Origin of the sequence: Variovorax paradoxus (assembly GCA_016806145.1) — a bacterium.
Taxonomy (GTDB): domain Bacteria; phylum Pseudomonadota; class Gammaproteobacteria; order Burkholderiales; family Burkholderiaceae_C; genus Variovorax.
Genome location: CP063166.1, coordinates 396,191 through 417,697, shown reverse-complemented (window position 1 = coordinate 417,697; position 21,507 = coordinate 396,191). Strand labels below are relative to the sequence as shown.

The 21,507-nt window shown below is 70.0% G+C and carries 16 protein-coding genes; 9 read left to right on the top strand and 7 right to left on the bottom strand.

The annotated features are described in order from the left end of the window. Nucleotides 1–46: 46 nt before the first annotated feature. The 5 genes from INQ48_01950 (at nucleotide 47) to INQ48_01930 (ending at nucleotide 5,997) form a co-directional block, all read left to right on the top strand. On the top strand, nucleotides 47–976 hold the full coding sequence (locus INQ48_01950; GenBank protein QRF58056.1) for a branched-chain amino acid ABC transporter permease: 930 nt from the start codon (nucleotides 47–49) through the stop codon (nucleotides 974–976). A 3-nt stretch (nucleotides 977–979) separates the two neighbouring features. Beyond that, nucleotides 980–2,044, top strand: a complete 1,065-nt coding sequence (locus INQ48_01945) for a branched-chain amino acid ABC transporter permease (GenBank protein QRF58055.1) — start codon at nucleotides 980–982, stop codon at nucleotides 2,042–2,044. 64 nt (nucleotides 2,045–2,108) lie between these two features. Beyond that, the gene (locus tag INQ48_01940; protein ID QRF58054.1) at nucleotides 2,109–3,440 is read left to right on the top strand and encodes an ABC transporter substrate-binding protein; all 1,332 of its coding nucleotides are present in this window, start codon (nucleotides 2,109–2,111) and stop codon (nucleotides 3,438–3,440) included. A gap of 150 nt (nucleotides 3,441–3,590) precedes the next feature. Next, a complete protein-coding gene (locus tag INQ48_01935; protein QRF58053.1) occupies nucleotides 3,591–4,403 on the top strand; it encodes an ABC transporter ATP-binding protein in 813 nt (270 codons plus the stop codon). 346 nt (nucleotides 4,404–4,749) lie between these two features. After that, nucleotides 4,750–5,997 carry an AMP-binding protein gene (locus tag INQ48_01930; protein QRF60572.1) on the top strand — a complete coding sequence of 416 codons (1,248 nt, stop codon included), beginning with the start codon at nucleotides 4,750–4,752 and terminating at the stop codon, nucleotides 5,995–5,997. Here the strand turns inward: INQ48_01930 and INQ48_01925 are convergent. Beyond that, a complete protein-coding gene (locus INQ48_01925) occupies nucleotides 5,988–7,013 on the bottom strand; it encodes a hypothetical protein (GenBank protein ID QRF58052.1) in 1,026 nt (341 codons plus the stop codon). The genes INQ48_01930 and INQ48_01925 overlap by 10 nt on opposite strands. Nucleotides 7,014–7,088: 75 nt before the next feature. Next, a complete protein-coding gene (locus tag INQ48_01920) occupies nucleotides 7,089–8,201 on the bottom strand; it encodes a citrate synthase/methylcitrate synthase (GenBank protein QRF58051.1) in 1,113 nt (370 codons plus the stop codon). A gap of 83 nt (nucleotides 8,202–8,284) precedes the next feature. Here INQ48_01920 and INQ48_01915 point away from each other — a divergent pair, with 83 nt between their 5' ends. Next, nucleotides 8,285–9,451, top strand: a complete 1,167-nt coding sequence (locus INQ48_01915; GenBank protein ID QRF58050.1) for a citrate synthase — start codon at nucleotides 8,285–8,287, stop codon at nucleotides 9,449–9,451. A gap of 108 nt (nucleotides 9,452–9,559) precedes the next feature. On the opposite strand, the gene INQ48_01910 is transcribed toward INQ48_01915, so the two are convergent. From INQ48_01910 to INQ48_01900, 3 genes are all read right to left on the bottom strand, one after another. Then, entirely contained in the window at nucleotides 9,560–10,138 is a 579-nt protein-coding gene (locus INQ48_01910; GenBank protein QRF58049.1) for a type 1 glutamine amidotransferase, read from the bottom strand. A 125-nt stretch (nucleotides 10,139–10,263) separates the two neighbouring features. Then, nucleotides 10,264–11,730, bottom strand: a complete 1,467-nt coding sequence (locus tag INQ48_01905; protein ID QRF58048.1) for an NAD-dependent succinate-semialdehyde dehydrogenase — start codon at nucleotides 11,728–11,730, stop codon at nucleotides 10,264–10,266. A gap of 116 nt (nucleotides 11,731–11,846) precedes the next feature. Next, complete coding sequence (locus INQ48_01900; GenBank protein QRF58047.1) at nucleotides 11,847–13,028, bottom strand: M48 family metalloprotease; 1,182 nt, start codon at nucleotides 13,026–13,028, stop codon at nucleotides 11,847–11,849. Nucleotides 13,029–13,291: 263 nt separating this feature from the next. Here INQ48_01900 and INQ48_01895 point away from each other — a divergent pair, with 263 nt between their 5' ends. Next, nucleotides 13,292–14,269 (top strand): tripartite tricarboxylate transporter substrate binding protein BugD, encoded by a 978-nt coding sequence (locus INQ48_01895; protein ID QRF58046.1) that lies wholly within the window; start codon nucleotides 13,292–13,294, stop codon nucleotides 14,267–14,269. 84 nt (nucleotides 14,270–14,353) lie between these two features. Here INQ48_01895 and INQ48_01890 read toward each other — a convergent pair whose 3' ends face one another. Next, nucleotides 14,354–16,480: a carboxypeptidase regulatory-like domain-containing protein gene (locus INQ48_01890; GenBank protein ID QRF58045.1), complete on the bottom strand. Its 2,127-nt coding sequence runs from the start codon at nucleotides 16,478–16,480 to the stop codon at nucleotides 14,354–14,356. 186 nt (nucleotides 16,481–16,666) lie between these two features. On the opposite strand from INQ48_01890, the gene INQ48_01885 reads away from it, so the two are divergent. Further along, entirely contained in the window at nucleotides 16,667–17,650 is a 984-nt protein-coding gene (locus INQ48_01885) for a helix-turn-helix transcriptional regulator (GenBank protein QRF58044.1), read from the top strand. Between the two features lie 306 nt (nucleotides 17,651–17,956). On the opposite strand, the gene INQ48_01880 is transcribed toward INQ48_01885, so the two are convergent. Continuing rightward, a complete protein-coding gene (locus INQ48_01880; protein ID QRF58043.1) occupies nucleotides 17,957–20,095 on the bottom strand; it encodes a PQQ-dependent dehydrogenase, methanol/ethanol family in 2,139 nt (712 codons plus the stop codon). A 142-nt stretch (nucleotides 20,096–20,237) separates the two neighbouring features. On the opposite strand from INQ48_01880, the gene INQ48_01875 reads away from it, so the two are divergent. Continuing rightward, nucleotides 20,238–21,506, top strand: a complete 1,269-nt coding sequence (locus tag INQ48_01875) for a helix-turn-helix domain-containing protein (protein ID QRF58042.1) — start codon at nucleotides 20,238–20,240, stop codon at nucleotides 21,504–21,506. Nucleotide 21,507 lies beyond the last annotated feature (1 nt).

Below are 21,507 nucleotides of genomic sequence, written 5' to 3'. Positions count from 1 at the left end.
CAAGGGGGCGCAAGCCTCCCTTGGGGCGGCCCTACGGGAGGCTTGAATGGGCTTTTTCCTAGAAACCCTCTTCGGCGGCCTGATGGTCGGCATGCTCTATTCGCTGATAGCGATCGGCTTCGTGCTGATCTACAAGGCCTCGGGCGTGTTCAATTTCGCGCAGGGCGCGATGGTGCTGTTCGCGGCGCTCGCGATGGCGCGCTTCGCCGAATGGATCCCGCGGTTGCTGGGCTTCCAGAGCCTGATCCTCGCGAACATCCTGGCCTTCGTCGCCGCGATGGCGGTCATGGTGGTGGTGGCCTGGCTGATCGAGCGCCTCGCGCTCAGCAAGCTGGTGAACCAGGAAGGCATCACGCTCTTGATGGCCACGCTGGGCATCGCCTACTTCCTCGACGGCCTGGGCCAGACGCTGTTCGGCAACGACATCTACAAGATCGACGTCGGCATGCCGAAGGAACCGCTGATGGTGCTCGAGAGCACCTTCCAGGGCGGCCTGCTGCTGAGCCAGGAGGACCTGATCGCGGCGCTGGTGGCGGCGGCGCTGGTGGTGGTGCTCGCGATCTTCTTCCAGAAGACCGCCACCGGCCGCGCGCTGCGCGCCGTGGCCGACGACCACCAGGCGGCGCAGTCGATCGGCATCCCGCTCAACCGCATCTGGGTGATCGTGTGGTCGGTGGCCGGCTTCTCGGCACTGGTGGCCGGGATCATCTGGGGCTCCAAGCTCGGCGTGCAGTTCTCGCTCTCGCTGGTGGCGCTCAAGGCGCTGCCCGTGGTGATCCTCGGCGGCCTGACCTCGATCCCCGGCGCGATCATCGGCGGCCTCCTGATCGGCGTGGGCGAGAAGCTCTCGGAGATCTACCTCGGGCCGATGCTCGGCGGCGGCATCGAGATCTGGTTCGCCTATGTGCTGGCGCTCGTGTTCCTGCTGGTGCGGCCGCAGGGGTTGTTCGGCGAGAAGATCATTGATCGGGTCTGAGAGATGTTTTACAGAGAAAACGGCCAGTTCAAGTCGACCTACCGGGCCGACCAGCAGATCTTTCCGATCGTTCAGGACCGCGTGGCGATCCTGGCACTGCTCGCGGTGGCCTTCGTTGCGGTGCCGCTCGGCGTCTCCGACTACTGGATGCGCGCCATCCTCACGCCCTTCCTGATCCTGTCGCTCGCGGCCATCGGACTCAACGTGCTGGTGGGCTACTGCGGCCAGATCTCGCTGGGCACCGGCGCCTTCATGGCGGTGGGCGCCTACGCGGCCTACAACTTCCACGTGCGCATCGACGGCATGCCGCTGATCGCCTCGCTGCTGCTGGGCGGCCTGTGCGCCACGGTGATCGGCGTGCTGTTCGGCATCCCGAGCCTGCGCATCAAGGGGCTGTACCTCGCGGTCGCCACGCTGGCGGCGCAGTTCTTCACCGACTGGGCCTTCCTGCGCATCCAGTGGTTCACCAACAACTCGTCGTCGGGTTCGGTCAGCGTGGCGGGCCTCAACGTGTTCGGCATCCCGATCGAGTCGCCGGTGCAGAAGTACCTGTTCTGCCTCGCGCTGGTGGTGATCTTCGCGCTGCTCGCGAAGAACCTGGTGCGCAGCGCGATCGGCCGCGAATGGATGGCGATGCGCGACATGGACGTGGCGGCCGCGGTGATCGGCATCCGCCCGGTCTACGCCAAGCTCACGGCCTTCGCGGTCAGCAGCTTCATCGTCGGCGTGGCCGGCGCGCTGTGGGGCTTCGTGCACCTCGGTGCCTGGGAGCCCGCGGCCTTCAGCATCGACCGTTCGTTCCAGCTGCTGTTCATGGTGATCATCGGCGGCCTCGGCTCGATCATGGGCAGCTTCTTCGGCGCCGCCTTCATCGTGCTGCTGCCGCTGCTGCTGAACCAGCTGCCGGGCTGGCTCGGCTTCTCGATCTCGACCGCGCTGGCCTCGCACCTCGAATACATGATCTTCGGCGCGCTCATCGTGTTCTTCCTGATCGTGGAACCGCACGGCCTCGCGCGGCTGTGGTCCACGGCCAAGGAGAAGCTGCGCCTCTGGCCCTTCCCCCATTGAGCTTTCCAGGTTTTTTTCGGCGTTGACAACCCGGCACCGTGGTGCCCCCAAAAAGGAGACAGGCATGAAACTGAAATCGCTCGCTCTGACCGCCGCCCTGGTGGCCGGCACCCTCGGCACCGCGCTGGCGCCCTCGCTCGCGCAGGCACAGGCCAAGGAGCAGTTCTTCCCGCTGCTGGTCTATCGCACCGGCCCCTACGCGCCCAACGGCACGCCCTGGGCCAACGGCAAGCAGGACTACATCAAGCTGGTCAATGCGCAAGGCGGCATCAACGGCGTGAAGATCGCCTACGAGGAATGCGAGACCGGCTACGCCACCGACAAGGGCGTCGAATGCTACGAGCGCCTCAAGGGCCGCCCGGGCGTCGCGCTGTTCGACCCGCAGGCCACCGGCATCACCTTCGCGCTGACCGACAAGGTGCCGACCGACAAGATCCCGCTGATCACGCTGGGCTACGGCCTCGCGGCCTCGCAGGACGGCGGCGTGTTCAAGTGGAACTTCCCGCTGATGGGCAGCTACTGGACCGCGGCCGACATCCTGATCCAGCACATCGGCAAGAAGGAAGGCGGCCTCGACAAGCTCAAGGGCAAGAAGATCGCGCTGGTCTATCACGACTCGCCGTTCGGCAAGGAACCGATCCCGCTGCTGCAGGAACGCGCGAAGCAGAACGGCTTCGAGCTCTCGCTGATCCCCGTGACCGCGCCCGGCGTGGAACAGAAGTCGGCCTGGCTGCAGGTGCGCCAGCAGCGTCCCGACTTCGTGCTGCTGTGGGGCTGGGGCGTGATGAACTCCACCGCGCTCAAGGAGGCCGTGGCCACGGGCTACCCGCGCGAGAAGATGTACGGCGTGTGGTGGGCCGGCGCCGAGCCCGACGTGAAGGACGTGGGCGCGAACGCCAAGGGCTACAACGCGCTGGCGCTCAACACCTCGGGCACGCAGCCCAAGGTGATCCAGGACATCCTCAAGCAGGTGCACGAGAAGGGCCAGGGCACGGGTCCGAAGGACGAGGTGGGCTCGGTGCTCTACACGCGCGGCGTGATCATCCAGATGCTGTCGGTCGAGGCCGTGCGCCGCGCGCAGGAGCGCTTCGGCAAGGGCAAGGTCATGACGGGCGAACAGGTGCGCTGGGGCTTCGAGAACCTGGCGCTCGACCAGAAGAAGCTCGACGCGCTGGGCTTCTCGGGCGTGATGCGTCCGGTGAGCACCTCGTGCCAGGACCACATCGGCTCGACCTGGGCCCGTGTCCACACCTGGGACGGCGCGCAGTGGGGGGGCATGTCGGACTGGTACCAGGCCGACGAGCAGATCATCAAGCCGATGGCGAAGGCCGCGGCCGACAAGTACGCGACCGAGAAGAAGCTGACGCGTCGCGACGCCGCCGACTGCCAGAGCTGACGCTCCGGCAGGGTGCCAGGGACTGACGGCACCCTCCCCCTACCCCCTCCCGCCAGGCGGAAGGGGGCCTGCCTCCCCTTCACGGGAGGCGATATCCGCAAAGGCATCGCTTCTTAGATGCATGTCTTTGCGGATGTCCGAAAGAACACCATGAGCCAACCCAACATCCTTCTCGACGTCAACGGCATCGAGGTCATCTACAACCACGTGATCCTGGTGCTCAAGGGCGTGTCGCTGAGCGTGCCCGAGGGCGGGATCGTGGCGCTGCTGGGCGGCAACGGCGCGGGCAAGACGACGACGCTGCGCGCGGTGAGCAACCTGCTCGCGGGCGAGCGCGGCGCGGTCACCAAGGGCACGATCGAATTGCGCGGCGAGCGCATCGAGGCGCTGTCGCCGGCCGAGCTGGTGAAGCGCGGGCTGATCCAGGTGATGGAAGGCCGCCACTGCTTCGCGCACCTGACCATCGAGGAGAACCTGATGACCGGCGCCTACACGCGCACCGACGGCAAGGCCGCGGTGCAGCAGACGCTCGAGAAGGTCTATGCCTACTTCCCGCGCCTGAAGACGCGGCGCACCTCGCAGGCGGCCTACACCTCGGGCGGCGAGCAGCAGATGTGCGCGATCGGCCGCGCACTGATGGCCAACCCGACGATGGTGTTGCTCGACGAGCCCTCGATGGGCCTGGCGCCGCAGATCGTGGAGGAGGTGTTCGAGATCGTGAAGGACCTCAACACCAAGGAACGCGTGACCTTCCTGCTGGCCGAGCAGAACACCAACATGGCGCTGCGCTACGCCGACTACGGCTACATCCTCGAGAACGGCCGCATCGTGATGGACGGCGCGGCGCAGAGCCTGCGCGAGAACGAGGACGTGAAGGAGTTCTACCTCGGCGTGGGTGGGGCGGATCGCAAGAGCTTCCGGGATGTGAAGAGCTACAAGCGGCGCAAGAGGTGGCTGGCTTGATGTTGTTTGCCTACTGCTTGCGTGTGGGGACGGGCGCGCGCCGACGGGGTACTCCCCTCCGCGAATGTCCCCCGCCTTCGGCTCCTCCTTTATTTCGCTGCGGGGAGTACCCCATCGGCGCGCGCCAGATGCGCTGCGCTCGATCGGCCGGCACAACCCGAGCGCTTCCGTGCACAGGGCAGTGGGTGCTTCCCGCAGCGAAATTAAGGAGGAGGCCGAAGGCCGGGGGACATTCGCGGAGGGAAGTACCCGCTGTCCTGTGCACGCGCCCCGAACAGCGGCTCCCCGAACAGGCCCCCAAGGCAAGCCAGCGGAAAAACGAACTGAACAGATGAAGGGTACGGACATGACCGACCACTACGACGCACTAGAGATCCGCGACCCTGCCGAACGCGAACGCGACCTGCTGGCCGCGCTGCCCCGACAGATCACCCAGGCCCAGACCGCCGCGCCCGCCCTCTCGAAGATCCTCGACGGCATCCAGGCCGCCGACGTCACCACGCGCGAGGCCCTCGCGAAGCTGCCGGTCACGCGCAAGTCGGAACTGCTCGAGCTGCAGAAGCAAGGCCGCGAGAACGATCCCTTCGGCGGCTTCTCGGCCATTGCGCGCGGCACCCGCATGCCGCGCGTGTTCGCGAGCCCCGGCACCATCTACGAACCCGAGGGCGAGGCGCGCGACTACTGGCGCACCGCGCGCGCGCTGCATGCCGCGGGCTTTCGCAGCGGCGAGCTGATCCACAACAGCTTCAGCTATCACATGACACCGGCCGGCTCCATCATGGAGAGCGGCGCGCGCGCCGTCGGTTGTACCGTGTTCGCGGGCGGCACCGGCCAGACCGAACAGCAGCTCGAGGCCATGGTCGACCTCAAGCCCGAAGGGTATGCCGGCACGCCGAGCTTCCTCAAGATCCTGCTCGAGAAGGCCGAGGAGAAGGGCCAGAAGCTGCCCTGGCTCACCAAGGCCCTGGTCTCGGGCGAGGCCTTTCCGCCGAGCCTGCACGACTGGATCGCCGCGCGCGGCGTGAAGGGCACCCAGTGCTACGCCACCGCCGACCTCGGCCTCATCGCCTACGAGACCAGCGCGCGCGAAGGCCTGGTGCTCGACGAGGGCGTGCTGGTCGAGATCGTGCGCCCCGGCACCGGCGATCCCGTGCCCGACGGCGAGGTCGGCGAGATCGTCGTGACCACCTTCAACCCCGACTATCCGCTGGTGCGCTTCGGCACCGGCGACCTCTCGGCCGTGCTCGCGGGCACCTGCCCCACCGGCCGCACCAACAAGCGCATCAAGGGCTGGCTCGGCCGCGCCGACCAGACCACCAAGGTGCGCGGCATGTTCGTGCATCCCTCGCAGGTGGCCGACATCGTGCGGCGCTTTCCCGAGATCCAGCGCGCGCGGCTCGTCGTGTCGGGCGAGATGGGCGACGACCAGATGAACTTCCGGCTCGAGTGCGCGGGCGCGCCCGAGGGCCTGGTGGTGCGCATCGCCGAGGCAGTGCGTGAAGTGACCAAGCTGCGCGGCACCATCGAGCTGGTGGCGCCCGGCAGCCTGCCGAACGACGGCAAGGTGATCGAGGACGCGCGCAGCTACAAGTAGCGCCGGTACAGCCGGCGTGTCATGGCGCGCGCCAGCAGCACCGTGAGCGCCGCATAGAGCGCGATCAGCACGACCATGAAGCCGGCCATCGCGCCGACACCCTGCAGCGCCTTGATCGTGCCCACCGCGAGCGCGAACCACAGGAACGCGAAGACGATGCAGCCGAGCTGCACCAGCACGAAGCTCAGCACCGCGGCCGACACCGCGCGGAACGGGCGCACCGGCCACAGGCCCGGACGCGTGCCCAGCCAGCCGCCCCAGACCGCGAGCGCGCAGACCACGACCGGCGGCAGGGCCCAGGTCAGCAGCAGCGCCCAGGGCCCGCCATCCTGCGAGGCACCGGCCCAGCGCGCCACGGCGAGCGCGCTCCAGACCTGCAGCGACGCGAACAGCGCACCCACCAGCAGCGCCACCGCAGCGCGCGGCGAGGCACCGGCCGGTACCGTCGAGACTTCATCGGGCGCGCGCGCATCGAGCGCCTCGGCGGCCGCCGAGCGGCTGCGGCGCAGCGCGAAGCGGGCCGCGAGCCAGAGGCCCAGCACCAGCACCGCGAGCTGCACCAGCGACTGCAGCAGCGCCGCCAGCCCCAGGCTCAGGCGCGGCATGGCCTCGGCGTAGCGCCCGCCCGGCATGAACATCAGCTGCAGCTCGTAGAACAGCGGCGTGAGCGCGAGGTGGTTGAGCACCAGCACCAGCAGCCAGGCACCGCCGAAACGCAGCCGCGCACCGCCCGATAGCGCCACCCGCGGCACGCCGAGCCGTTCGAGCGCCTGGCGGCCATGGCTCCAGGCCAGGCCGCCGATCAAGGCCCACGACATCGCCGTGCTCGCGACCAGCAGGATCCACACGCCGGCCTGCGCATAGGCGCGGCGGATCTGCGCCGCATCGTCGGTGCCCGGCAGCAGCAGCATCGCCAGGTTGATCGCGAGCAGCACGGCATCGAGGCCGACCGCGATCAGCGCGAAGTCGCGCGGCAGGCGCAGCGCGCGGGCATGGGCGGGGTCGGCGGTCGTCATCGGTCGGTACGTCGTGTCGCTGGAAATGGCAGTCGACACGAGCGTATCGGAGGACGGCGGGACCGCCGTGTAGGCTCAGTGCGCGAGTGCGGGCTCCCGCGCGGCGGGTTCGGGGCCCACGTAGACCGACTGCGGCCGGATCAGCCGCCCCTTCTGCACCTGCTCGCGCGCATGCGCGAGCCAGCCCGCGGTGCGACCGGCCGCGAACACGCAGGTGAAGCTCTCGCGGCCGAAGCCCAGTGCCTCGAGCAGCAGCGCCGTGTAGAACTCGACGTTGGTCTCGAGCGGCCGGTCGGGCTTCTTCTCGCGCAGGATCGCGAGCGCGGCCTGCTCCGCGGCCTCCGCCAGCGCGAAGCGCGCGGCATCGCCCCCGCCCTCGGCGCTGAGCCGCTTCAGCGCGCCCTTGAGCGCATCGGCGCGCGGATCGCGCACGCGGTAGATGCGATGGCCGAAGCCCATCAGGCGCTGGCCCTCGGCCACGGCCGCCTCGAGCCAGGCCCGCGCGCGATCCGCGCTGCCGATGGCGTCGAGCGCATCGAGCACCGGCCCGGGCGCGCCGCCATGCAGCGGCCCCTTGAGCGCGCTGATGCCCGCGAGCACCGCCGAGGCCAGGCCCGCGCCCGTGGAGGCCACCACGCGCGCCGCGAAGGTCGAGGCATTGAGGCCGTGGTCGCAGACGGTGACGAGGTAGGTGTCGAGCGCCGCCGCCTGCGCGGCCGTGGGCGCGCGGCCATGCAGCATGCGCAGCATGTCGGCCGCGTGGCCCAGGCCTTCGTCGGGCGCGAGCGCCGGCACGCCGAGCCGCCAGCGCATCACGGCGCCGGTGTAGACCGCCGGGCCCGCCAGCAGGCGCAGCGCGGTCGCGAGGTCGTCGCCGTCGGGCAACCGCGCGAGCAGCGCGCGCACCGCCTCGATCGCCGGCAGCCGGCGCAGCTGCGCCTCGTCGCCGGGCTGCAGCCGTTCGAAGGCCTCGCGCCGCGCGCACCCCAGCGCGATGCGCAGGCTCGCGGCATCGGGCGCGCGTTCGAAGAAGCCCTCGAACAGCGCGGCCGCCACGTCCTCGAACTGCCAGCGCCGCGCGATCTCGTCGAGCGTGTGGCCGCGGATCACCAGCCGGCCCGCCGCGCCATCCACCTCCGACAGCACGGTGTGCGCCGCCACCACGCCTTCGAGTCCATCGTCGTTCATCGTTTCATGCTCCATCTGTGTTCACGATGCGGACGATTCTGGCGCCGCTAACATTGACGTCAATCTTGATCCATTCCATCAACATGACCCGCTCCTCGCCCTGGCTTCCCGCCGCCGAAGCGCTCGCCCTGATGCAGGTGCGGCCCCAGACCCTCTACGCCGGCGTGAGCCGCGGCCGCATCCGCGCCAAGCCCGATGCCGCCGACCCGCGGCGCAGCCTCTACCACCGCGACGACGTGCAGCGGCTCGCGGCGCGCGCGCAGGGGCGGCGCAGCAGCGAGGCGGTGGCGAGCGAGGCGATCCAGTGGGGCGAGCCGGTGCTGCCCTCGGCCGTGTCGACCGTGGCCGGCGGGCGGCTCTGGTACCGCGGGCAGGACGCCTGCGCGCTGTCGATCGAGGCCACGCTCGAGGACGTCGCGGGCCTGCTGTGGGAGTGCGCGCCGCCGCGCCTTTCTTCCGATGAAGCCACCGCGCGCGACGGCATGCCGCCGCTGCAGGCGGGCCTGCGCGCGCTCGCCATGCGCGCGGCGGTCGACCCGCCCTCGCGCGGCCGCTCGCCGCAGGCCCTGCGCGCCGAGGCCGCCGAAGTGGTGGGCACGCTCGCCGACGCGCTGATCGGCAAGGTGCCCGCGAATGCCGCCGCGCAGCCGCTGCATGCGCGCCTCGCCGCGGCCTGGCGCCGGCCGCGCGCGGCTGCGCAACTGCGTCGCGCGCTGGTGCTGCTGGCCGACCACGAACTCAATGCCTCGACCTTCGCGGCGCGCGTGACGGCCTCCACCGGCGCCTCGATCGCGGCCTGCCTGCTGACCGGCCTTGCAACGCTGACCGGCCCGCTGCATGGCGGCGCGGCGCGCGCGGTGCAGGCGCTGGTGCGGCAAGCCGAGCAGTCGAGCGCCGACACGGCCGCGCGCGAATGGCTCGCGCACGACCGGCCGCTCGCGGCCTTCGGCCATCCGCTCTATCCGGCCGGCGATGTGCGCTGCGCCGCGCTGCTCGAAGGCATCGAACTGCCGCCGGCCTTCGCGGACCTGCGCGAGGCCGGCGAGCGCCTGGTGGGCGAGCCCGTCAACATCGACTTCGCGCTGGCCGCGCTCGCGGCCGTGCACAAACTGCCGGCCGACGCGCCGCTGGTGCTGTTCGCGCTCGCGCGCAGCGTGGGCTGGACCGCGCATGTGCTCGAGCAGGCGGCCACGGGGCACCTGATACGGCCAAGGGCGCGCTACACGGGGCCTGCGGTCTCAATCGACTGAAGCCCCTCCGACCCGTTCACGCTGGGCCTGTCGAAGCGCCGCGCGAGGCTTCGATCCTTCGACATGCTCAGGACAGGCCGGGCGCAGCCCGAACGGTAGTTGTCCGACTCAGTGGTGCTGCAGCGCCGCCTCATTCGCCAGCTCGAACAACCGCACCATTTCGCGATTGAAGGCCGGCAGGTCGTCGGGCTTGCGGCTGGTCACGAGCTCGTGGTCGACCACGACCTCCCGGTCGCTCCACTTCGCGCCCGCGTTGCGCAGGTCGGCACGCAGCGAGGGCCACGAAGTCATGCGCCGGTCCTTCACGCCGCCGGCATCGATCAGGGTCCAGGGCCCGTGGCAGATCGCCGCGATCGGCTTGCCCGCGTCGACGAAGGCGCGCACGAACGCGACCGCCTTCTCGTCGATGCGCAGCGCATCGGGATTGACGACGCCGCCGGGCAACAGCAGCGCATCGAAGTCGTCGGGGTTCGCGGTCTTCAGCGGCACGTCGACCTCGAAGGTGTCGGCCGGGTCGTGATGGTTCCAGCCGCGCACGCTGCCGTCGAGCGGCGAGACGACCTGCGTCTTCGCGCCCGCGGCCTCCAGCGCCTTGCGCGGCTCGGTCATCTCGACCTGCTCGAAGCCGTCCGAGACGAGGATCGCGACCGTCATTCCGTCCAGTGAAGAGGTGGTGATGGTGGGCATGGTGAATCACTCCTTGGGTGGGTTTCTCGAGGCAATGAAACTTCACCCTAGGCCCGTGCCGCGCATGCCGCATCGGCCGGCGCCGGCCACCCTTGTCGGACAGTTCGACGGCCGGCAACCTCCGCTTACTTGTCGAGACCGGCGAGACAGACGTACTTGACCTCGAGGAAGTCGTCGAGCCCGTACTTCGAACCCTCGCGCCCGAGTCCCGACTGCTTGACGCCGCCGAACGGCGCCTCGGCGGTCGACACCAGGCCGGTGTTGACGCCGACGATGCCCGACTCCAGCGACTCGGCCACGCGCATGATGCGGCCGATGTCGCGACTGTAGAAGTACGCGGCGAGGCCGAACTCGGTGTCGTTGGCCGCGGCGACGGCCTCCTCCTCGGTGTCGAAGGCGAAGATCGGCGCCAGCGGGCCGAAGGTCTCCTCGCGCGCGAACAGCATGTCGGCGGTGGCGCCGCCGATCACGGTGGGTTCGTAGAACAGGCCGCCGAGCGCATGGCGCTTGCCGCCGGCCAGCACCTGGCCGCCCTTGGCCACGGCGTCGGCCACGTGCTCCTCGATCTTCTCGACCGCCTTGGCATCGATCAGCGGGCCCTGATTGACGCCGGCCTCGGTGCCGTCGCCGACCTTGAGCGCCTGGACCTTGGCCACCAGCTTCTGGGTGAAGGCCTCGAGCACGCCGCGCTGCACGTAGAGGCGGTTGGCGCAGACGCAGGTCTGGCCGGTGTTGCGGTACTTCGAGACCATCGCGCCCTCGACGGCCGCGTCGATGTCGGCATCGTCGAACACGATGAAGGGCGCGTTGCCGCCGAGCTCGAGCGAGAGCTTCTTGATGGTGTCGGCCGACTGCTTCATCAGCGTGCGGCCGACCTCGGTGGAGCCGGTGAAGGTGAGCTTGCGCACGATCGGGCTGCGCGTCATCTCGCCGCCGATCTTGCTGGCCGAGCCGGTGAGCACCGACAGCAGGCCCTTGGGCACGCCCGCGCGCTCGGCCAGTTCGGCGAAGGCCAGCGCCGAGTACGGCGTCTGCGTGGCGGGCTTGACCACCATCGCGCAACCCGCGGCCAGCGCGGGACCGGCCTTGCGCGTGAGCATGGCGGCCGGGAAGTTCCAGGGCGTGATCGCGGCCGTCACGCCCACGGGCTGCTTGAGCGCGAGGATGCGGCGGTCGGCCTGCGGCGCGGGAATGGTGTCGCCGTAGACGCGGCGCGCCTCCTCGGCGAACCACTCGATGAACGAGGCGGCGTAGGCGATCTCGCCGCGGCTCTCGGCCAGCGGCTTGCCCTGCTCGGTGGTCATGATCAGCGCGAGGTCGTCGACATTGGCCAGCATCAGGTCGTTGAGCTTGCGCAGGATCGCCGAGCGCTCCTTGGCGGGCAGCCGGGCCCAGCCCTTCTGGGCCTTCTCGGCGGCCGCGATGGCGCGCTCGGTCTCGGCCGTACCGCACATCGGCACGGTGCCGATGGTCTCGCCGCTGGCGGGGTTGGTCACGGCGACGGTGGTGCCGTCGTCGGCATCGATCCAGGCGCCGGCAACATAGGCCTGCTGGCGCAGCAGGGTCGGGTCTTTGAGTCGAAGGGCGGGCATCGGGCAGGGTCTCCGGGTCGTCGTTGCTGAAAGGGGAAACGACGAGGGGACCACGCCCGGGCCCGGGCCGCAAGCCGCGCGCGCCAAATCCGCGCGTGCGGCTCGGGTTTGCAGGCCTACTTGCAGCTCGCGGGCAGGGCCTTCTCGGCCAGGCCCTCGCCGGCGCCGCAGGTCCAGCGCAGGCCGTCGCCCGAGGGCGCGGGCTCCATCAGCAGCGTGCCACTCGCGGTCTGCACCTCGACCACCATGGTGTCGCTGTCGAGCCGCAGCGCGGTGCCGTCGGGCAGGGTCTCGCGCACGCCCGCGGCCTCGAGGCTCTCGGGGATCTCCTCCTTCTCGCGGTAGTACTCGGCGAGCGCGAGCCGCACCGGCGCGCCGCTGGCCCAGGCCTGCGCGACCACCGCGCGCGACTGGTAGTCCTGGTAGGCGGGAATCGCCACCGCGGCCAGGATGCCGATCACGGCCACCGTCACCAGGATGCCGAGCGCGCCGCCACCGGCGCGGCCCGCGTACGGCACGAACAGGCCCAGCAGGTAGGCCGCGGGGTTGCGCTCGGGCAGCCGCGCGGCCGGATCGATGGCGCGCGCCACGCGCTTGGTGAGCCAGGGATAGCCGCCGACCACTTCGTGGAACGAGCCCCAGAAGCCGGCATTGGCGCGCGACTGCGCCGCGTAGGCGTTCATGTCGACGTTGCGCCACTGGTGCGCGCCGGCGGCCAGCGCGAGCAGCGCGCGCGGCGCGGAATCGAGCTGCTCGCAGCAGGCGGCGCCGTGCAGGTCGCAGGTGTATTCCTTGGCGCGCGCATAGGCCGCGCCCAGCAGCGGCAGCCACAGCACCGGCGCGCGCCAGAAATGGCCCGTGAGGTGCTTGCGCCGGATGTGGCCGAGCTCGTGGCCGATGTAGAAGTTGATGCCGTCGGGCTGCGGCTCCATGGCGTCGACCACGTCCGACAGCAGGATCACGAAGTCGCGGCCGAGGAAGCGGGTGGCGAAGGCGTTGAACATGCCGTCGCCGTGAAGCAGGTAGGCCTCGGGCGGCGTGGCGATGCCGAGCCGGGCGCAGCAGGCCTCGAAGCGCGCATGCAGCTCGGGCAGCTGGGTCGGCGAGAGCTTCACGCCGGTGCCCTTGATCCAGGCGATCAGCGCCGAGTGCGCGAAGCAGTAGCCGATGAAACCCATCAGCAGGTAGAGCAGCAGGAAGCCGAACGTGCCCACCAGGAGGGCCAGCCAGACCAGCAGGCCGAGCACGAGCGTGATCGCGCCGAGCGTGCGCTCGCGCGGATAGACCAGAGGATCCATGTGTGTTTTCCCTTCTTTTGTCGCGGCCCGTCGGGCCGCACCGTCGTTGCGGCATGCGCGCCCCCCATGGCGCGTCTCCCAGGGAAACATCATGCCCGAGCCGCGCGGCGCGACGGTGGCGCTCCTCCTTCCGCAGGAGCCGCGGCCGGCCGCGCCGTGTGGACTAGGGCTTGTGGGGATTCGTCAGCGCATGGTCAGCCTTTAAGATCGCGCCCGCTTTCAATTTCCCTTCATTTCTTTTTCCTCTTCCGGGGGTCCTCTCCATGAAAAAACTGCTAGCCCTGACGGCGATCGCCGCTGTCGCCATCGGCGCCCACGCCCAGGACTACCCGAGCGGCAAGCCCATCAGCATCGTGGTGCCCTTTGCCGCCGGCGGCCCGACCGACCGCGTCGCGCGCGACCTGGCCGAGGCGCTGCGCAAGCCGCTCGGCGGCGCCAGCGTGGTGATCGACAACGTGCCCGGCGCGGGCAGCTCGATCGGCGCGGCCAAGGTGGCGCGCGCGGCACCGGACGGCTACACGCTGCTGCTCAACCACATCGCGATGTCGACCATCCCGACGCTGGTGCGCAACGTGCCGTTCAAGGTCGAGAGCGACTTCGAGTACCTGGGCATCATCAACGACGTGCCGATGACGCTGATCGCCAAGCCCAGCCTGCCGGCCAACAACTACAAGGAACTGACCGACTGGATCGGCGCCAACAAGGGCAAGATCAACCTCGGCAACGCGGGCGTGGGCTCGGCCTCGCACCTGTGCGGCCTGCTCTACCAGAGCGCGATGAAGACCGAGATGACGCCCGTGCCCTACAAGGGAACGGCCCCCGCCATCACCGACCTGATCGGCGGCCAGATCGACCTCTTGTGCGACCAGACCACCAACACCTCGCCGCAGATCGAGGGCAAGAAGGTCAAGGCCTATGCCGTGACCACGCCCAAGCGCCTGACGGTGCCGCTGCTCAAGGACCTGCCCACGCTGCAGGAGTCGGGCCTGAAGGACTTCCAGGTCACGATCTGGCACGGCCTGTACGCGCCCAAGGGCACGCCGGCACCGGTGCTCAAGAAGATCAACGACGCGCTGAAGGTCGCGCTCAAGGACCCCGACTTCCTGAAGAAGGAAGAAGCGCTGGGCGCCGTGGTCGCGGTCGACGGCCGCATCGAGCCCGATGGCCACAAGAAGTTCGTGCAGGCCGAGATCGCCAAGTGGAGCCCGATCATCAAGGCCGCCGGCGTCTACGCCGACTGAGCACCGATCGCTTCGCATCGAAAGAAAAGCCGCCTGGCCCTTCGCGGGGCCAGGCGGCTTTTTCATGGGCGCTCGCGCGCCGGCTCAGGGCTGGGTCACGGTCCAGAGCTCGAAGCTGCGGCGCTGGTCGACCAGCCGCGGCGTGCGCGCGGTGAACACGAAGTTGCTGATCGACGTGCCCTGCGCGTACTGGCGGTTGCTGCCGGTGCCCGGCGCGCAGTGGGTGTCCTGGGCGCCCGAGGGCTGGCAGTAGGCGATGACCTTGCGCAGGTTGGAGCGCAGCGTCACGCTCTCGCTGTAGCGCGCGGTGCCGCCTGGCGAGCGGCCGAAGATGCCCAGCGAGATCGGCGCATAGGCACCGGAGGGCACGCTCCAGCCGTCGGTGTTGCCGGCGGCGCTGAAGTCCACGTTGTTCGACGAGGGGTCGTTGGGATCGATGGCCGGGAACACCAGGCCGCGGCCGGTGTTGCGGGTCTCCTCGAGCAGTTCGGCGCGCAACGCCGGCGTGAGCTCGACCAGCGCGGCGGCGCGCGCCTCGGCGATCGTCGGCACGCGCGAGAAGGTGCGCGCGTACTGGACCACGTTGGGCCGCTCGCTGTTGGCATGGAAGAACTCGAGACGCCAGACGGCCTGGTCGGGCAGCGCGGCGAGTTGCGCGTCGGTGAAGGCCGGCGCGGCGAACAGGTTGCCGCTGTCGATGTCGGACGGGCTGCCGGCCTGCGCGGCATCGCGGTACTGCGCCGCCATGCGCCACACCGGCGAGGCCAGCGGTGCACCGCTGGCCGTGCCGTCGGCCGTGAGCACCAGCGAGGTCACGTTGCCGTTGGGCACCAGCACCAGCGCGCGGCCCGGCAGCGCGGTCGAGGTCGCCACCACCTTCGAGAACAGCGGGCTGCCTTCGGCGTCGCGCCGGTTGTCGACGCTGATGGTGTAGCCGACCGAATGGAACACCAGGTTCTGGTGCTTGAGGAAGTCCTTCATGTCCAGGTGCGGCCGCACGCTGGCACGGTAGGCGTTCTCGTTGCCGACCAGCTTGAGCGCGCCATCGACGATGCGTGCGTTGAAGACGTCGTTGTCGGTGTTGCCGAGCACGTCGGTCCAGCGGTAGGTGAGCGCGATGTCGCCGTTGGCGTAGAAGTACTCGAAGTTGCCGCGGTCGTGCTTGAGGTTGGTCGGGCCGGCGCGGAACAGGCTCTCGAAGGAACGGCGCGCGCCGCTCTCGACGCGGCCGATGCGCGCGCCGAACGAGACGAAGTTGGCCGGGTCGTCGCCGACGAACAGCGTGCGGCAGGCCGGCGCGACCACGTTCGAGGCGTCGCCGTAGGCATTGCCGTCGCCGTTGATGGTGCTGTTCACGCGCTGCGCGAGCGGCACCGCATAGCAGGCGTTGAGGCGCTCGAGCAGCGCCTGCACCATCTGCGGCGTGGGCGGCGGCTGCACGGCCTCGGCGGGGATCGCGGGCAGGGGCGCGATCTGCGCGTCGCCGCTGCGGAACACCAGCGACACCGGCGCGCTGTCGTCGCCGGCGGGCAGCGACTTGACGGTGATCTCGATGCTGGCGGCGCTGCCGTCGGGGCGCACCGAGACGCTGAGCGTGTCGAGCACGCGGTCCTGGCCGGTGCCGTCGGCGCGGAAGGCGCCGCCGATCGGATCGATGGTGGTGCCCAGCGCGCTCAGCAACGGCTGCAGCGCATCGAGCAGCTGCTTGACCTGCGCGCCGATGGTGCTTGCCGTGACCGTGCCGGCATTCGCCTGCACCGCCTCGAGCAGCTTCGCGGGATCGCCGCCGGGCGCGAGCCGCGACACCACCACGGTGGTCAGCGGCGTGACGTTGGCGGTGCCGGTGGCGCTGCTGGCGGTGGTGCTGTAGAGCACGAGGTCGTCGCGCACCGCCTGGATCACGAGCGGCGCCTGGGTGCCGGCCGGCAGCGTGCAGCTGTAGCTGCCGTCGTCTCCCGTGCGGACCTCGCAGACCTTGGCGCCGGTCCGGTCGAACACGGTGAGCGTGGCGCCCGCGAAGGGCGCGCCGGTGGCGGCCGTGCCGCTGAGCGTGGTGCCGGCCGCGGGCGGAGGCGTGGTGTCGCCGCCGGAAGAGGCCGGCGGGATGAAGGGGAAGCCGCCTCCACCCCCGCCACCGCCGCCGCAGGCGGCGAGCAGCGCGAGGGTCATCGCGGACAGGGCCAGGGGAATTCTTCTTGCGCTACGGGGCATGGTCGAGCTCCTCACTCTTCGTTGTGTCGGGGGTTGGGACGGGTCGTCTCCGCGAATCGGAGGCTGCGGAAACGATATCTTTCGTTTGCGGAACTCCGAATGGTGCAAATGCACCATTCCCAGCGCGCGTCCCTCCCCCGAACGAGTGATGGCGCCATCGGCGGCGCTTTCGCAAGATCGGGACCGATGAGTACTCCCGGGTTACAGAACTTCAGCGACCTGTTGTTGCGGCTCTACCGCCACGCGCACGAACTCCCGATCGACGAGTTCCAGGACGCCGCGCTGCGTCTCATCAAGCCGGTGCTGCCCTTCGACTCCTGCATGTGGGGCACGGCCTCGCGCGGCACGGCCGGCATCGACATCCACACGCTGCACCTGCACAACCAGTCGATGGAGATGATCGAGAGCTACGAGCGCGTGAAGCACCTCGACACCGCGGCCGCCGAGGTGGCGCGCCGTCCGCGCACCACGCTGGCCTTCAACGCCGACATGTGGTTCTCGTCCAGGCACCAGGGCGCGCTGCGCGAGCACGGCCGGCGCCACGAGCAGGCCAACTTCTTCATCACCTCGGACGTGAATGCCGCAACCGGGCTGGTGCACTGGATCACGCTGTTCCGCGCCGATGCCGAGGCCCATGGCACGCCCGAGGAGACGCAGCTGCTGTCGGCACTGGCGCCGCATGCGATGCAGGCGCTGTCGCTCAACCGCATCGTGCACCTCGACCGCCTCGACGCCCCGCTGGGCAGCGCGCCCGGCGGCTCGGCCATCGGCGACCTGCACGGCGTGCTCTATCACGCCGACAGCGCCTTCGAGGAACTGCTGCGCCGCGAATGGCCGGGCTGGCACGGCCGCACGCTGCCCGGCGCGATGCTCGAGGCCTTCCTGCACGGCAGCCCGCGCTACCTGGGCCGCGCCATCGTCGCGAGCCACCACGTCGAGCAGCGGCTGCTGTTCCTCAAGGGCCGCGCGCGTTGCCGCGCCGACGACCTGACGCCGCGCGAGCACACCATCGCGCAGCTGCTGGCGCGCGGCAACACGCACAAGGAGATCGCGGCCATGCTGCACCGCGCGCCGGCCACGGTGCGCAACCACATCCAGTCGATCTACGAGAAGCTCGAGGTCGGGAACGTGGCGGGGTTGATCCAGGAGCTGGGACGCGCGGGAGGGTGAGTGTTCGGTACGAGGTGCATCCACGGGCCGTGACGGGCTCACGCCGACGGGGTACTCCCCTCCGCGAATGTCCCCCGCCTTCGGCTCCTCCTTGATTTCGCTGCGGGGAGTACCCCATCGACGTGAGCCGGGACGCAATCGTTGTTGACCCGTCCGCACCACCGCTGCGCCTCCGTGCACAGGGTATCGGGTGCTTCCCGCAGCGAAATCAAGGAGGAGGCCGAAGGCCGGGGGACATTCGCGGAGGGAAGTACCCGATGCCCTGTGCACGCGCCCCGAACAAAAGCCCCCGACAACCGAAGCCCCCTACTTCGGACGAATCGCGTCCGCCGTCCCCTGGATGAAGGCCTTGATGCTCTCGATGTCGTCGGCCGAGAGCTTGCCCGTGAAGTCGGGCATGCCGCGCGCCATCGCCGGGCCCTTGAGCACGAACTTGTCGAGGTTCTCGATGTACGCGGAATCGAGGTAGCCGAGGTTCGGGATGTTGCCGCCGCGGTCCACGCCCGGCACGCCGTGGCAGAAGACGCAGTTGCTGACGTAGAGCATGGTGCCGGCCTGGACCTTGGCGGGGTCGTACTTCACGCCCTGCACCAGCTTGCTCATGCGGTACTGCACGAAGTCCGGCATCTTGGCCGTGCCGCCGACCGCGAAGGTGTAGACGGTGCCCGGACCCTGCCGTTCGGTGGCGCGCTGCGCGAGGCCGTAGACGCCGCCCCAGCCCACGGCCACCGACACGTACTGCTTGCCGTCGACCATGTAGGTGGCGGGCGCGGCGACCACGCCGGTGCCGGTGGGGGTCTCCCAGAGCCTGTCGCCGTTGCGCGCGTCGTAGGCCACGAGCCGGCCGTCGGCCGTGCCCTGGAACACCAGGTTGCCCGCGGTGGTCAGGGTGCCGCCGTTCCAGGGCGACGCATAGTCCACGCCCCAGGCCTCCTTCTGCTTGACCGGGTCCCAGGCCACGAGGCGGCCGAAGGGCTTGCTCGTGGGCGGCTCGACGTTGGCGAACTTGCCGGTGTTCCAGCCCAGCGCGGCATGCGGACGGCCCGGCGCGTTCTGGTCGAACTTCCAGTCCTTGTCGTCCATCAGGTTCAGCGGCACGTGCTGCGCGGGCAGGTAGGCCAGGCCGGTCTGCGGATTGAAGGACATCGGGTGCCAGTTGTGCGCGCCGAAGGGGCCGGGGATGCTGTCGCCGGGCTTCTCGTTCTGGCGCGCGGCGGCGATCTCGATCGGGCGGCCGTTCTTGTCGTAGCCCGTGGCCCAGTTGACCTCGACGAAGTTCTTCGCCGAGATGAACTTGCCGTTGGTGCGGTCGATGACGAAGAAGAAGCCGTTCTTCGGCGCATGCAGCACCACCTTGCGCTGCTTGCCGTCGACCTTGATGTTGGCCAGGATCATCGGCTGCGTGGAGGTGTAGTCCCAGTTGTCGCCGGGCGTCTCCTGGTAGTGCCAGACGTACTTGCCGGTGTCGGGATTGAGCGCGACCACCGAGCCCAGGTAGAGGTTGTCGCCGCCCTTGGGGCTGCGCGCCTTGTGGGCCCAGGGCGAGCCGTTGCCGGTGCCGATGTACATCAGGTTGAGCTCGGGATCGAAGGCCATCGAGTCCCACACGGTGCCGCCGCCGCCGGCCTCCCAGTACTTGCCGTCGGGGTCCCAGGTCTTGGCGGCGCGCGCCATGGCCTCGTTCTCGAAGGGCTTGGCGGGATCGCCGGGCACGGTGAACCAGCGCCACTTCTGCTCGCCGCTGGCCGCGTCGTAGGCCGTGATGTAGCCGCGCACGCCGTACTCGGCGCCGCCGTTGCCGATGATCACCTTGCCCTTGAACACGCGCGGCGCGCCGGTGATGGTGTAGCTGCCCTTCTGGCCCTCGATGGTGTTCTTCTCCCAGAGCTTGCGGCCGGAAGCGGCATCGAGCGCGATCAGGCGGCCGTCGTAGGCGCCCACGTAGACCTTGCCCTCGTACAACGCAACGCCTCGGTTCACCACGTCGCAGCAGCCCCTGAAGCCTTTGGACTTGTCGACCTCGGGATCGAAGGTCCACAGCTTCTGGCCGGTGCGCGTGTCGATCGCATGCACCACGCTCCACGAAGCCGTGACGTACATGATGCCGTCGACCACCAGCGGCGTGGCCTCGACGCCGCGCGTGGACTGCAGGTCGTAGGACCAGACCAGGCCCAGCTGCTTCACGTTGCCCGCGTTGACCTGGTCGAGCTTGCTGAAGCGGGTCTCGGCGTAGTCCAGGCCGATGCTGGGCCAGTCGGGCGTCTGCTTCTGCGCCGCGTTGGCGCGGATGAAGCTGCCGTCGACGCGCTTGGCGGCGGCGGCGGCACGGTCCTGCGGCGTGGGCCCGCCGCCCTGCGCCGAGGCGATCGATGCGGCCGCGAGCAGCCACGCGGCGGCCAGCGCCCCCAGTACCGCGAGCGCGGAGGAATTCCTTCTTCTCGTCATCGTGGGTCTCCTTGTGCCCAGAGAATCGTCCGGGCGGCGCGCGCGTTCACCTTCGGGATTTCCCCGATCCGGTGCTGTTCCATTGCGGAACACATTCGATGCTGGTCCCCGGTCCCCGATCCCCCCACGGAGGCGATGGCACATGACCCTCGACAGGCTGGGCACGGCGAACGCGCCGCGCCAACTCTTCGCCACCACGCCGGCACAGCGCGTGGCGCTCGCGCGGCAGCAGTTCTTCGAAGAAGGCGTGCGGCCCTCGGGCCTCGTCGGCGAGGCGGTGCTGCAGTCGTGGATGCGCTGCAGCCGCACCCACAGCGACCGCCAGCGCATCGTGCCCTTCGACCCCGTGACGCCGAGTCGGCTGCATGCCACGCTGGCGCGCAACCGCGAGCTGCTCGAGGTGGCGCGCCAGGAGCTCGCGACCATGGAGCATTCGCTCGCGGGCACCGACTGCCGCGTGATCCTCACCGACCGCGACGGCGTGGTGGTGCACGTCACGCAGGAGTCCGCGCCCGCGCACCAGCCGGTGCTGCGCAAGACCGCGCGCGTGGGCGTGAACATCTCCGAGCGCATGGTGGGCACCACCGCGCCGGGCATCGTCGCGAGCACCGGGCTGGCCTGCACGGTCGACGGCGCCGAGCACTACTTCGACGTGCTGCGCGAGATGCAATGCGCCGCGGCGCCGATCCGCGGTGTCGACGGGCGGCTCGCGGGCGTGCTCGACCTCACGGTGGAGGCGCAGCGCTTCGGCTTCGATGCCGCCTCGATGGTGGCGCTCTATGCGACCACGATCGAGAACCGCCTGCTGCAGGCGCAGTCGCGCGAACAGCTGATCCTGCGCTTCCAGGCCAGCCCCACGCTGCTGGGCACGCCGCTCGAGGGACTCGCGGGCATCGCCGCCGACGGCACCATCGCCTGGCTCAACGGCGCGGGCGCGCGGCTCATCGGCCACCTGCCCGAGCAGCCCGATGCGCGCGGCGTCGAATGCCTGCTGGGCCACGACCTCGCGAGCCTGCTGCGGCTGGGCCGGCGCGAATCGGCGCAGCCGCTGCGGCTGGCCAGCGGGCTCGGCGTGTGGGTGCAGGCGCGGCTGCAGGGGGCCGACGGCATCGACTTCGGGCATGCGGTGGCGCTGCCGCAGCGCGTCGAGGTGCAAGCGCCGACGCCGGCACAGGAACCGCAGCAGCAGATGCAGCAGGAAGACGCAACGGTGTTGCAGTCCGCCGATGCGCCGGCCCTGCCGCAGGCCGGTACGCTGCGCGAGCACAGCCGCAAGCTGATCGAGGACACGCTGGCCGCGCACGGCGGCAACGTGTCGCAGGCGGCGCGGCAATTGCGCGTGTCGCGCGGCACGCTGTACCGGCGCCTGCGCGGCTGGGAGCAAGGGAGCGACGAGCCGGGAGAAAGCTAGC

Bases quoted from the DNA above. Each gene is read 5' to 3' on its own strand.
- INQ48_01925 (QRF58052.1), bottom strand. From the start codon at position 7,013: ATGACGACCGCCGACCCCGCCCATGCCCGCGCGCTGCGCCTGCCGCGC.
- INQ48_01880 (QRF58043.1), bottom strand. From the start codon at position 20,095: ATGACGAGAAGAAGGAATTCCTCCGCGCTCGCGGTACTGGGGGCGCTG.
- INQ48_01930 (QRF60572.1), top strand. From the start codon at position 4,750: ATGACCGACCACTACGACGCACTAGAGATCCGCGACCCTGCCGAACGC.
- INQ48_01920 (QRF58051.1), bottom strand. From the start codon at position 8,201: ATGAACGACGATGGACTCGAAGGCGTGGTGGCGGCGCACACCGTGCTG.
- INQ48_01900 (QRF58047.1), bottom strand. From the start codon at position 13,028: ATGGATCCTCTGGTCTATCCGCGCGAGCGCACGCTCGGCGCGATCACG.
- INQ48_01905 (QRF58048.1), bottom strand. From the start codon at position 11,730: ATGCCCGCCCTTCGACTCAAAGACCCGACCCTGCTGCGCCAGCAGGCC.
- INQ48_01935 (QRF58053.1), top strand. From the start codon at position 3,591: ATGAGCCAACCCAACATCCTTCTCGACGTCAACGGCATCGAGGTCATC.
- INQ48_01895 (QRF58046.1), top strand. From the start codon at position 13,292: ATGAAAAAACTGCTAGCCCTGACGGCGATCGCCGCTGTCGCCATCGGC.
- INQ48_01885 (QRF58044.1), top strand. From the start codon at position 16,667: ATGAGTACTCCCGGGTTACAGAACTTCAGCGACCTGTTGTTGCGGCTC.
- INQ48_01945 (QRF58055.1), top strand. From the start codon at position 980: ATGTTTTACAGAGAAAACGGCCAGTTCAAGTCGACCTACCGGGCCGAC.
- INQ48_01950 (QRF58056.1), top strand. From the start codon at position 47: ATGGGCTTTTTCCTAGAAACCCTCTTCGGCGGCCTGATGGTCGGCATG.
- INQ48_01910 (QRF58049.1), bottom strand. From the start codon at position 10,138: ATGCCCACCATCACCACCTCTTCACTGGACGGAATGACGGTCGCGATC.
- INQ48_01915 (QRF58050.1), top strand. From the start codon at position 8,285: ATGACCCGCTCCTCGCCCTGGCTTCCCGCCGCCGAAGCGCTCGCCCTG.
- INQ48_01875 (QRF58042.1), top strand. From the start codon at position 20,238: ATGACCCTCGACAGGCTGGGCACGGCGAACGCGCCGCGCCAACTCTTC.
- INQ48_01940 (QRF58054.1), top strand. From the start codon at position 2,109: ATGAAACTGAAATCGCTCGCTCTGACCGCCGCCCTGGTGGCCGGCACC.
- INQ48_01890 (QRF58045.1), bottom strand. From the start codon at position 16,480: ATGCCCCGTAGCGCAAGAAGAATTCCCCTGGCCCTGTCCGCGATGACC.